General features: G+C 70.1%; 8 protein-coding genes. All 8 read left to right on the top strand.

Annotated elements, in window-relative coordinates; translation table 11 throughout:
• The first annotated feature begins 6 nt into the window (after positions 1-6).
• The 8 genes from BME24068_RS10215 to BME24068_RS10180 all read left to right on the top strand — a co-directional run bounded on the left by BME24068_RS10215 (position 7) and on the right by BME24068_RS10180 (position 12620).
• Positions 7-5001, top strand: coding sequence for a non-ribosomal peptide synthetase (locus tag BME24068_RS10215; RefSeq protein ID WP_174925995.1), 4995 nt, complete (start codon positions 7-9; stop codon positions 4999-5001).
• Positions 4991-6016 carry a GNAT family N-acetyltransferase gene (locus BME24068_RS10210; protein ID WP_096505358.1) on the top strand — a complete coding sequence of 342 codons (1026 nt, stop codon included), beginning with the start codon at positions 4991-4993 and terminating at the stop codon, positions 6014-6016. Before BME24068_RS10215 ends, BME24068_RS10210 begins: the two co-directional genes overlap by 11 nt.
• 34 nt (positions 6017-6050) lie before the next feature.
• Positions 6051-7427, top strand: coding sequence for a lysine N(6)-hydroxylase/L-ornithine N(5)-oxygenase family protein (locus BME24068_RS10205; RefSeq protein WP_096505356.1), 1377 nt, complete (start codon positions 6051-6053; stop codon positions 7425-7427).
• Positions 7428-7472: 45 nt separating this feature from the next.
• On the top strand, positions 7473-9740 hold the full coding sequence (locus BME24068_RS10200) for a TonB-dependent siderophore receptor (protein ID WP_174925994.1): 2268 nt from the start codon (positions 7473-7475) through the stop codon (positions 9738-9740).
• An 86-nt stretch (positions 9741-9826) separates the two neighbouring features.
• Complete coding sequence (locus tag BME24068_RS10195) at positions 9827-10666, top strand: formyltransferase family protein (protein WP_096505464.1); 840 nt, start codon at positions 9827-9829, stop codon at positions 10664-10666.
• Positions 10666-11688, top strand: a complete 1023-nt coding sequence (locus BME24068_RS10190) for a GNAT family N-acetyltransferase (RefSeq protein ID WP_174925993.1) — start codon at positions 10666-10668, stop codon at positions 11686-11688. Before BME24068_RS10195 ends, BME24068_RS10190 begins: the two co-directional genes overlap by 1 nt.
• Positions 11689-11940: 252 nt before the next feature.
• Positions 11941-12207, top strand: coding sequence for a type II toxin-antitoxin system VapB family antitoxin (vapB, locus tag BME24068_RS10185; protein ID WP_096505350.1), 267 nt, complete (start codon positions 11941-11943; stop codon positions 12205-12207).
• Positions 12204-12620 (top strand): PIN domain-containing protein, encoded by a 417-nt coding sequence (locus BME24068_RS10180; protein WP_174925992.1) that lies wholly within the window; start codon positions 12204-12206, stop codon positions 12618-12620. Before vapB ends, BME24068_RS10180 begins: the two co-directional genes overlap by 4 nt.
• The last annotated feature ends 36 nt before the right edge of the window (positions 12621-12656 follow it).

Genomic DNA, 12656 nt, shown 5'->3' with positions numbered 1-12656 from the left:
CGACGGATGACGAAGGTTCAACCCGACTGGCTCGCGCTCGCGACGCGTTTCGCGCAACTGCCCGACGCGCAGCGCGCCGTCTTCATCGACAAGCTCGATGCGGCCGGCATCGACTTTCGCGTGCTCCCGATCCCGCCGCGCACGCCCCGCAGCGACCGCGTGAGCGCATCGTTCGCACAAACGCGGTTGTGGCTGCATGCGCGGCTGATCGACGCGCCGGACGCGTATCACATCACCGAGCGGCTCGCGCTGACGGGCCCGCTCGACGCGCACGCGCTGCGCCTCGCGTGCGACGCACTGATCGCGCGCCATGAAGCGCTGCGCACGACCTTCGACGAAGCGGAGGACGGCGTCGCGCAGACGATCCACGCGCCGCTGCGCTGCCCGTGGCGCGAGACCGATCTCGAAGCGCTGCCCGACGCGCAGCGCAGCGCGCGCGCCGACAGCGTCGCGACCGCCGACGAAGCCATTGCGTTCGATCTCGGCGCGGCGCCGCTCGTGCGTGCCCACCTGATCCGCTTCGACGCGACGCATCACTGGCTCGCGCTGACCGTTCACCACATCGTGTCGGACGGCTGGTCGTCGGGCGTGATGCTCGACGAGCTCGCGGCGTTCTATCGCGCCTATGCGTCAAACGAACCGGTGCCGCTCCCGCCGCTGCCGATCCAGTATGCGGACTACGCGCTGTGGCAGCGCCGCTGGCTCGACGCCGGCGAGCGCGACCGGCAGCTCGCGTTCTGGCGCGAGCGGCTCGATCCGCAGCGCGGCGTGCTCACGTTGCCGGGTGCGGCCGCACGGCCCGCACGGCGCAGCGCGCGCGGCGCGCGCCACGTGTTTTCGCTCGACGCGCGGATCGGCGCGCAACTGCGCGCCTTCGCGGCCGCGTCGGGGGCGACGCCGTTCGCGGTGCTGCTTGCCGCGCTCGACGCGTTGCTCGCCCGCGCCACGGGCGACGCGCGGATCTGCGTCGGCGTGCCGGCCGCGAACCGGGAGCGCGCGGAGACGGGCAGCCTGATCGGGTTCTTCGTCAACACGCTCGCGATCGACATCGACGTGCCCGCGCACGGCGATTTCTCGTCGCTGGTCGCGCGTACGCAGCGTGCGCTCGTCGATGCGCAGATGCACCAGGACGTGCCGTTCGAACAGGTCGTCGACGCGCTCGGCGTGCCGCGCAGCGCGAGCCATCATCCGCTGTTCCAGGTGATGGCCGCCTATGGCGAGCGCCGCGCGCTGCCCGCACTGGGCGCGGCGTCGGCCGCGCTGTTGCCGTCCGGCACGCCGTCCGCGAAATTCGACCTGACGCTCGCCGTCGAGGCGACGCCCGACGGCACCTTCGACGCCGCCTTCATCTACGCGCTCGACCTGTTCGACGCGGACGCGATCGCGCGGCTCGCCGCGCGCTTCGTCACGCTGCTCGGCGACGCGCTCGCGCGCCCCGACATGCCGATCGGCGATCTCGACTGGCTGCCCGCCGATGAACTCGCGCAACTGTTCGCGTGGAACGCGCCGGCGGGTGCGGCCGAGGCCGAACCGTTCGTGCCGGTGCATGCGCGCATCGCCGCGCATGCGCAGGCGCGGCCCGACGCGCGCGGCGTCGCCGACATCGATCGCGCGTTTACGCGCGGCGAAGTCGACGCCCGCGCCGCGCGCATCGCGCGCAATCTCGTCGCGGCCGGCGTGCGGCCCGAGATGCGCGTCGGCGTCGCGCTGCAGCGTTCGGTCGACCTGCTGGTCGCGCTGATCGCGGTGCTGAAGTCGGGCGCCGCGTTCGTGCCGCTCGATCCGGCCCATCCGCGCGAACGGCTCGCGCAGATCGTCGGCGACGCGGGCATCGCGCACGTGCTGACCGACGCCGCGAGCGCCGCGTCGCTGCCCGATCTGCCGGAACTGCGCATCTGGCGCGCGGACGAAGTCGCAACATTCGACGAAGCCGCGCACGTTGAATTGCCGAACGTACTGCCCGGCCATGCGGCGTACGCGATCTACACGTCGGGCTCGACGGGCAAGCCGAAGGGCGTGATCGTCGATCACGCGGCATTCGCGCGGCACTGCGTGGCGATCGCCGAGCGCTACGGCGCGGGCGAACACGACGTATTCCTGCTGTTCCAGTCGGTCAACTTCGACGGCGCGCACGAAGGCTGGTTTTCGCAATACCTGTCGGGCGCCGCCGTGTCGGTGACGGCCGACGTGCTGTGGCCGCCCGCGCAGACCTGCGCGATGATGGTCCGCGACGGCGTGACGATGACCTACGTGCCGCCCGGCTGCGCCGCGCAACTCGCGGAATGGACGCTCGCGCACGGCGCACCGCCGACGCTGCGTTCGCTGACCGTCGGCGGCGAGGCGACGTCGCGCGAAGCGTTCGCGATGCTGCGCCGCGCGATGCCGAACGTGCGGGTGGTCAACGGCTACGGCCCGACCGAGACCGTCATCACGCCGACGTTGTGGATGTTCCGTCCCGGCGACGATCTCGCGGCACTTGGCGACGCCGCGTACCTGCCGATCGGCACGCTGGTCGGCGCGCGCACCGCGCACGTGCTCGACGCGCGGCTGCATCCGCTGCCGGTCGGCGTGATCGGCGAACTGTATCTGGGCGGCGAGGGGATCGGCGTGGCGCGCGGCTATCTGGATCGTCCGGCGCTGACGGCCGAGCGCTTCGTGCCCGATCCGTACGGCGCGCCGGGCGCGCGCCTGTATCGCACCGGCGACCTCGTGCGGCGTCGCGCGGACGGCGTGTTCGATTTCATCGGGCGTGTCGATCATCAGGTGAAGCTGCGCGGGCTGCGCATCGAACTCGGTGAAATCGAGGCCCAGCTCGCCGCGCACGACGCGGTGCGCGAAGCGTGCGCGGTCGTGCACGGGCAGGGCGCGCAGGCCCAGCTCGTCGCGTACGTCGAACTGACCGCCGACGCGCAGGCCGCGGCGCACCCCGTCGAAGCCGCGACGCTCGATGCGCATCTGCGCCGCACGCTGCCCGACTACATGGTGCCGGCGCAACTGATCGTGCTCGACGCGCTGCCGCGCAATGCCAACAGCAAGGTCGACCGCGCGCGACTGCCCGCGCCGGTGCGCGTCGAACGTGCATACGAAGCGCCGCACGACGGCGACGAGGCCGCGCTCGCGGCGATCTGGCGCGACGTGCTGAACGTCGAGCGCGTCGGCCGTGGCGATCACTTCTTCGAACTCGGCGGCCATTCGCTGGCCGCGGTGCGCGTCGCGACGCGCGTCGCCGAGCGGCTCGGCCGCGACGTGCCGGTACGCGCGCTGTTCGAAGCGCCGGTGCTCGCGCAATATGCGCGGCAGGTTGCCGACGCACCGCGCGCCGCACACGCCGGCGCCGCGGCGCCGGGCGTCGCGGTGGTCAAACCCGATGCGCACGGTGTGTGGCCGCTGTCGCCCGCGCAGCTCGGCCTCTGGTTCCTGTGGCGCGCGCAGCCGGACAGCGCCGCGTACAACATTCCGGTCGCGCTGCGCGTGCGCGGCCCGCTCGACGTCGCTGCGCTGCGCGCGGCGTTTTCCGCCGCGGCAGCCGCACATCCGGCGCTGCGCACGCGGCTCGTCACGCGCGACGGCATGCTGCCGGGCCAGCGGATCGACGACGCCCCGACCGTCGCGCTGCCGGTCGTCGATCTGTCGGCACAGCCCGATGCGCTCGCCCGTGCGGCTGCGCTGACGGATGCGGATGCGCTCGCACCGTTCGATCTCGTCGCCGATGCGCCGCTGTGGCGCGCACGCGTGCTGCGGCTCGGCGCCGAGGATCACGTGTTGTCGGTGACGATCCATCACATCGTGTCGGATGGCGAATCGATCGAGTTGTGGCTCGATGCGGTACGCGCGCGCTATGTCGATAGCGTGCGCGGTCAAGCGGCATCGGCATCGACGCCCGCGCGGGAGAATAGCCCGCTCGTCTTGCCTGCGCCGTGCCACCCGGCCCGCGTCGCGTACTGGCGCGACGCGCTGGCCGAGCTGCCGTCGTGCGTGCTGCCGCAGCGCGCGGATGCGCCGGCCGTCCCGCAATGGCGCGCGGCACGCATCGCGTTCGAGTTCGATGCGGCGCTGATCCGGACGGCGCGCGCCGCCGCATCGGCCGCGCATGCGACGTTGCCGATGCTGCTGCACGCGGCGCTCAACACCGCGCTGTTCCGCGCGACCGGCGCGGCCGACCAGCCGGTCGGCGTGCTCGCGTCGACGCGCGAGCTGACGGGCGACGCGGCGCGCGATGCGCTGGGGCTCTTCATCAATTCCGTCGTCGTGCGCACGCGTCTCGACGCGGCAGCCCGCCGCGCGGACGTGCTCGCCCAGGTGCGCGACACGGCGCTCGCCGCGTATGCGCATGCCGACGTGCCGTTCGCCGACGTCGTCGCGGCACTGCGCGCGCCACGCACGGCGCAGGCCAATCCGCTGTTCCAGGTGATGTTCAACTACCTGCGCCCGACCGGCGCGGCCGCGCGCGACTGGGCCGGATTGTCGCTCGCCGAATTCGACGACGTGCGTCATCGCGTCGTGTTCACGCTGGAGCTGGACGTCGTCGAACATCCGGACGGCCGCGTGAGCGCCGCGTTCTCGTATGCGGACGAACTGCTCGACGGTGCGTTCGTCGACACGCTCGTCCGGCTGTATCACGACGAAGTCGCCCGTTTCGCCGGTGCGCCGGAAGCGACGCTCGGCGCGCCCGATGCGCGGTTCGCCGCGCGCACGGCGGACGCAGCCGCGCCGGCTCGCCATGCGGCGCACGGCACGGCAGCGGCGGCCGCCCCGAACGCCGTTGCATCGCTCGCGGCGTTGTGGTCGGACACGTTCGCGACGGCCGCGCCTGCGCCCGACGCCGATCTGTTCGAGGCCGGTGCGACGTCGTTCGACGTCGTGCGCTTCGTCGACGCGGCGAGCCGCGCCGGTCACCCGCTGACGGTGGCCGACGTGTTTGCGTCGCCGACGCTCGCGGCGCTCGGCGCACGCATCGGCACACCGGCCCAAACCGGCCTGGAGGTGCGCGATGCTGGCTGAAGTGCGTCCGGACGGATTCACGATGCCCGACACCTGCCGCCTCGTCTTCGCGGACGACCTGTTCGCCGCGCGCGACGACGCGGAGATCCGCGTCGCGCATGGCGACGGCATCGGCGCGCAGTTGTTGCGCGCGCAACTCGCGGACGACGGCACGCTGCGCCTCGTCGCATACAACCATCGCGCGGCACCGGCCGACCAGCGCCGCGCGCTGCTGGCCGCGCTCGCCGCGGCGTTTTCCGACGACGTCCGCCGCGCGGCGATCCGGCTCGACCCGGCCGCGTGGCCGGCAGTCGCGCTCGACGCGCTGCGCGCGAGCGGCGTGCTCGCCGACGGCGGCCTGTGCATGCGCGAAGGCTGGGCGCAACAGGCGGACCTGTGGCGCGTCGGTGCGCATCTGCCGTGCGCGACGCTGCCGATGCTGACCGACGGCCGGCGTCATCCGCGCCGGCCGCCCGCGCCGCGCGGCGACGTATACGCCCGCGACCTGCCGGCGCTCGGCGTGCGCTTCACGCTGCGCGGCTGGCAGCCGGGCGAGGACGCCGCGCGCGTCGCGCGCTGGTTCGACGAGCCGCGCGTGCGCGACGGCTGGCCGGGCACGCAGCCCGGCGTGGACGGCACGGCGCCCGATGCCGATCCGCACGTCACGCCGCTCGTCGGCTGCTTCGACGGCGAACCGTTCGCGTATTTCGAAGCGTTCTGGCTGAAGGAAGACCCGCTCGCGCCGCACGTCGGCGCGCGCGACTACGACCGCGGCCTGCGGATGCTGGTCGGCGAATCGCGCTGGCGCGGCCCGCATTGCGTGGCGGGCTGGCTGCCGTCCGTCGTCCATTACCTGTTTCTCGACGATCCGCGCACCGAAGCGCTCGGCTGCGCGGTCCCGGCCGGCCATGCGCGGGTCGTCGACATCCTCGCGCGGCATGGCTTCGCGCGGCAGCGCCGTCTGGCGCAGGCCGACGCGCAGCCGCTGTGGATGCATGCGCTGCGCGAGACGTTCTTCTCCGGCCGTCATGTCTGACGGGCCGGTTTCACCGACAAGGGAGCTGAGAGACATGCAGAGAGAAACCGTATTCGACCTGATCGGCGTCGGCTTCGGGCCGTCGAACCTGGCGCTGGCCGTGCGCCTTGCCGAGGGCGGCGGTGCGCGTCCGTTCGCGCATTGCTTCGTCGAACGCCAGCCGGAATTCGGCTGGCATCGCGGGATGCTGCTCGACGACTGCCGGATGCAGATCTCGTTTCTGAAGGATCTCGTCACGATGCGCGATCCGAAAAGCCGCTATACGTTCATCAACTACCTGTTCGAACGGGGCCGGCTGAACGAATTCGTCAACCTGAAGAACTTCTATCCGACCCGCGTCGAATTCCACGACTACCTGAGCTGGGTCGCACAGGCGTTCGACGAGCACGTCCATTACAGCGAGACCGTCACGGCGATCGAGCCCGTCCACGGCGACGGCGCGCGCATCGACGCGCTGCGCGTGCTGTCGCGCGATGCCGCGGGCCACGAGCGCCAGCGCGTGACGCGCGCGCTGTCGGTCGGCGTCGGCGGCACGCCGGCGGTGCCGGACGCGTTCGCCGCGCTCGGCCGCGACCGCGTGATCCACTCGTCGTCGTATTTGACCGACATCGACCGGCTGGTCGCGTCGCCGGACGGCGAGCGCCGCCGTGTCGCGGTGATCGGCGCGGGGCAGAGCGCGGCCGAGGTGTTCATCGACCTCGCGCGCCGCTTCCCGCACGTCGACGCGAGCCTCGTGATGCGCGCCGGTGCGCTGAAACCGGCCGACGACAGCCCGTTCGTCAACGAGATCTTCAGCCCGGCGTTCACCGACGTCGTCTACGCACAGCCGCAGGACGCGCGCCGCGCGCTGCTCGAGCGCTATCGCGACACCAACTACGCGGTGGTCGACCGGCCGCTGATCGAGCAGATCTACGAAATGCTGTACCTGCAGCGCATCGACGGCACGCCGCGTCATGCGCTGCTCGCGAACAGCGCGATCGAAGCCGCGGTGCGCGCCGCCGACGGCCGCATCGAACTGACGCTGCGCGACCGGATGAACGGCGCGACGCGCGTCGAACGCTTCGACGCGCTCGTGCTCGCGACCGGCTACCGGCGCGACACGCACTCGGCGCTGCTCGAAGGGCTCGCGCCGTACCTGGGAGACGCGCTCACGCGCGGCGACGTGACGCGCGACTACCTGCTCGCGACGCCCGAGCACTTCGCGCCGCGCATCTACCTGCAAGGCTGCTGCGAAGACAGCCACGGATTGTCCGACACGCTGCTGTCGGTCCTGGCGCGCCGCGCGGACGAAATCTGCGCGTCGCTCGAAGACGGGAGCGCGCCCGCCCATGACGACGGCGCGGCCCGGGCAGTACATGAACAACGACATCAAAACGGGGTGAGCGCGGGCCGGATGGCTTTCGCTCTTTGACAAAGGCGCGGTCGGAGACCGCATGAAAAACTGGAGCAGAGAAAGATGGAGTGGGCAACAGGCACGCGTTTGCGTGCGATCGCAGCCGCGGCAAGCGTGGCGTTCGGGACGGCGGCGGCAGGGCACGCATTCGCCCAGACGGCGCCGACCGTGAACGCAGGCGCTTCGGCGCCGGTCAGCAGTGCGCAGAACGGCGCGGCGGCGAGTTCGACGGCCGGTGCATCGAGCAGCGCATCGGACAGCGCGGCGACCGGCACGCTGCCGGCGATCAACGTCAACGCGGGCTCGGAAGGCGACGGCACGGTCGGGCTCGTCGCGAAGCGCAGCCGCAGCGGCACGAAGACCGATACCCCGATCACCGAAATCCCGCAGACGATCAACGTCGTCACCGCGCAGCAGATCGAGATGACGGGCGCGACCGACGTGAACGCGGCGCTGCGCTACGTGCCCGGTTTCTCGTCGTACGGTTCGGACAACCGTTCCGACTGGTACGCGGCGCTGCGCGGCTTCACGCCGACCGCCTACGTGAACGGGCTGCAGGTGCCGAACACGCTCAACCTGTCGAGCTGGCGCGTCGATCCGTACATGATCGACAGCATCTCGGTGCTGCGCGGGCCGACCTCGGTGCTGTACGGCGCGGGCGACCCGGGCGCGATCATCGACGTGCAGACCAAGACCGCCGACGGCGAGCGCGTGCGCGAAGCCGGCGTGCAGATCGGCAACTATGCGCGCAAGCAGTTCATGATCGACGTCGGCGACAAGCTCGACCCGGACGGCCGGTATGCGTACCGGTTCGTCGGCGTCGCACGCGACGGCAACGCGGTGACCGGCCCGAACAACGACCAGCGCGTGTCGCTCGCGCCGTCGTTCCGCTGGCGCCCGAACGCGGATACGTCGCTGACGCTGTCCGCGACGTACCTGCAGGACTGGGGCGACATCTCGTCGAACTTCCTGCCCGCGCAGGGCACGGTGCTGCCGAACCCGAACGGCCAGATCAACCAGGACATCTACGAAGGCGACGGCAGCTTCAACTACTACCGCAAGAAGCAGTGGTCGCTCGGCTACCAGTTCGAGCAGAAGCTGACGCCGGCGTGGACGTTCCGCCAGAACACCCGCCTGATGCACCTGTCGCTCGACAACGGGTCGGTGTGGGGCGCGGGCTTCGCCGACGACACCCTGACCGACGTCAACCGCTGGGCCGGCGTGTTCCAGATGAACTACAGCCGCTTCGACATCGACAACAACCTCGAAGGCCGCTTCGCGACGGGCCCGCTCCAGCACACGCTGCTGCTCGGCTTCCAGTACAACCGCCAGACCGCGACCGACAGCGAATGGCTGGCCGCCGCCCCGACGCTGAACCTGTACAACCCGGTCTATACGCCGGTCACGCTGTCGGTGTTCTCCGATCCGGACAGCACGTACCGGACCAACACGTACACGACGATGAACACGTTCGGCCTGTACGCGCAGGATCAGATCAAGTGGAACCGCTGGACGCTGACGCTCGGCGGCCGCGAGGACTGGGTCAACATGCGGATGGACGACCGCGCGGGCGGCACGCAGTCGAAGGCCGACGTGACGGCGTTCACGGGCCGCGTCGGGCTGACGTACGAGGGCGACTACGGCCTGTCGCCGTACGTCAGCTACGCGACGTCGTTCAACCCGCTGATCGGCGTGAGCCTGTACGGCGGCGGCCTGCCGCAGCCGACGCGCGGCAAGCAGATCGAGGCCGGCCTGCGCTGGCAGCCGCCCGGCAAGAACATGATGCTGAACGCGGCGATCTACCAGATCAACCAGACCAACGTGCTCACGCCGACGCCGACGGATCTCGATCCGGCCGGCACGACGCAGATCCAGACGGGTGAAGTGCGCTCGCGCGGGATCGAGCTGAGCGCGACCGGCAAGCTCACGCGCAACCTGTCGGTGATCGCGTCCTACGTCTACCAGGACGTGAAGAACGTGAAGGCCAACGACGATTCGCTGAACAACTGGCCGGTCGACATTCCGCGTCCGCGCCAGATGGCGTCGCTGTGGACCGACTGGACGTGGCACACGGGGCCGCTCGCGGGCTTCGGCCTCGGCGGCGGCGTGCGCTACCAGAGCGCGTCGGCCGGTGCGTCCGACAACTCGCTGTCGGTCTCGAGCGTCACGCTGTTCGACGCGGGCGTGCATTACGACATGCGTAACTGGCGCTTTGCCGTGAACGGGACCAACCTGTTCAACCGCCACTACATCAGCGGTTGCCAGTCGGCGAGCGTCTGCATTTTCGGCACCGACCGCACGGTGATCGCCACCGCGAAATACAACTGGTGACGCCGCGCGCCGCGGCGTGCCGGCCGGCCTTCGGGCCGGTCCGCGCGAGCCGCGGCGCCGTCGTCCGCTTTTTCCACGACGCCTCCATGCCGAAGAAAAATCTCGTCTACATCCAGTCGCTGCGCAACGGCGCGGCCGATCGCGCCGGCCAGCCGGTCGCTTACCAGGGCGGCACGCGCTACATGAAGGCGCCGCTCGAATTCCTCGTCGAACGCCTGAACGATTCGCCGCTCGGCGAGCGCTATACGCTCCAGGGCGTGATCGTCGACGACGACGCAGGCTCGCCGGCCGACCGCGCAAAGGTCGCCGACTACGGGTTCGCGCGCACGCCCGGCCACCCGTGGATCCTGCCGGAAGGGCTGACGGTGCAGGGCCGGCCCGTCGACGAACTGTTCTGCACGATCGCATCGACGTATCGCCGGCTGCCGCGCGATGCGCGCGAGCGCGTGACGGGCAAGCAGGCGTTCGAGCGCCGGCTGCTCGAACGCCTGCTCGAACTCGACGCCGACGTGGTCGTGCTCGACGGGCTGCTCGTGATCCTCGACGAGCTCGTGCGGCCCGGCGCGCGTTTTCACCGGCGCATCGCGAACATTCACCCCGGCATCACGGCCGACGATTCGCCGTACCAGCGGCGCGGCGCATGGGCGACGCTCGATGCGCTGCACGGCGCGCGCGGCGAACGGGTCGACTGGGCGAGCGGCGCGCGCGCGCCCATCGAACCGGTGACGATGACGGGTGCATCGTTCCACTACGTCGACAACGGCATCGATTCCGGCGAAGTGATCTGCGACGTGCTCGACACACCGATCGCACCGGACGACACGATTCTCGAACTGCGCTGGAACAACTTCCAGCGCAGCCTGTTTCCGGCGCTCGAGCGGGGGCTGCACATCCTCGCCGACCGCCACGACGCGGGAGCACTGTAATGGAAGACACGCTGACGAAACCGGCCGGCGCGGCAGAGGCCGTGGAAGGCGAGGTGGCCGCGGCGCTCGACGGCGCGGCGCATGCGCAGACGCAGACGACGTCTGCCGTCGAGCGCGCGCTCGATGCATGGCGGCCCGACGATCCGCCGGCCATGCTGCTTGCGGAATTCGTCGCGCTGTTCAACACGGACACGCGGCACGATACGGCGACGGTGTCCGTGCCGCTCGGGAGTGCCGATCCGTCGGCCGTCGCATCGTACGTCGACCGCGCGGTGCGCGAGGGCGTGATCGACGGCGCGCAGATCGAAGGCGGCCGGTTGCGCCTGAATGCATCGCGCGCGACGTTCTGGCAGAACCCGCAACCGTGGCTGACGGCGCCCGCATCGAGCGGAATGCCGCTGCGCTACGCGATCACGAACGGCCATCGCCATCCGGTGCGGCCGCCGTCGCCGGCCGGCGAGATCTATGCGCGCTACATGCCGCAGGTCGGGATGACGTTCAGCCTGCGCACCGTCGACGTCGACACGCATGCGCAGCTTTTCAGCGACTGGATGAACCTCGATCGCGTCGCGCACTTCTGGGATCAGCGCGGCACGCGCGACGAGCACGCCGCGTATCTGACGGAGCGGCTCGCCGATCCGCACATGCATCCGATGATCGGCTATTTCGACGACACGCCGTTCGGCTATTTCGAGTTCTACTGGGCGAAGGAGGATCGTCTCGCGCCGTTCTACGATGCGCACGACTACGATCGCGGGCTGCACCTGCTGATCGGCGACTCGCGGTTCCAGAGCGCGGGCAAGCTGCATGCATGGTGGAGCGGGGTGCTGCATTACATGTTCGTCGACGAACCGCGCACGCAGCGGCTCGTGGGCGAGCCGCGGATCGATCACGTCCGGCATATCGCATACATGCACCGGCTCGGGTTCTACACGCTGAAGGAGTTCGATTTTCCGCACAAGCGCGCGGCGCTGACCGTGATGGAGCGCGAAACGTTCTTCGACACTTTCCGGTTGCCGTGACTGGGCGGGGGCGCGAGGCGACAGGGTGACGTGTCGCGCGGTCTGGCGGGGTGGGGCATCGGCCGTTCGGGATATGGATCAGCCGGGCTGCATGAGGAAGAATGGATTTCCCTCTCATCCACGACAGGTCGTGACGATATGGCCAGCACACTCGCCACGGCGTGGGACACGCTTCCCGGTCCGCGCCCCCCAACGTTGACATATGCCGGCATATGCCTAGAATGGACGCATCGAACGCCAGTGGAGTGGCTCATGCGCACCGTTTCCATTTTCAAGAACGCCCGTAACCAGGCAATCCGCATCCCGAAGGACATGGAATTCGAGGGTGTGACCGAGCTCGAGATCCGCCGTGAGGGCGATACGCTGCTGCTGCGTCCGGTACGACCGACGTGGCTGTCATTCGCGAGCGAACCGCTGGCTGATTCCGATTTCCTCGTCGAGCGCCCGGCCGTCGTCGAAACCGGCCGTTTCGACCTGTCCGGCACCGATGACGATGCATCGACGGAGGCGAGCCAGTGACGACGCTCTATATGCTCGATACGAACATCTGCTCGTTCATCATGCGCGAGCGGCCGCCCGTGGTGTTGTCCCGGCTGCAGTCGTGCGTCAATGCGCAGCACCGGATCGTTGTGTCGGCGATCACCTATGCCGAAATGCGATTCGGCGCTGTGGGCAAGAAGGCGTCGCCAAAGCATGCGGCACTCGTGACGGCCTTCGTCGCACGGCTGGATGGCGTGCTGTCGTGGGATACGGCCGCAGTTGATGCAACGACAGCGATTCGAGCCGATCTCGCGGCCCGCGGCACGCCGATCGGCGCAAACGATGCGTCGATCGCCGGCCATGCCATTGCCGCCGGCGCGGTGCTCGTGACGAATAACGGTCGTGAATTGAGTCGCGTCGCGGGGTTGTCCGTCGAAGACTGGGCAGCTTGAGCCGAACGGGCGGCAGCGTCGTCATCTTGCCGGGTT

The organism is Burkholderia anthina (assembly GCF_902498995.1).
In the GTDB taxonomy this organism is placed as follows: Bacteria; Pseudomonadota; Gammaproteobacteria; order Burkholderiales; family Burkholderiaceae; genus Burkholderia; species Burkholderia anthina.
The sequence above is the reverse complement of the archived record's forward strand: the minus strand, read 5'-3'. Positions and strand labels throughout refer to the sequence as shown.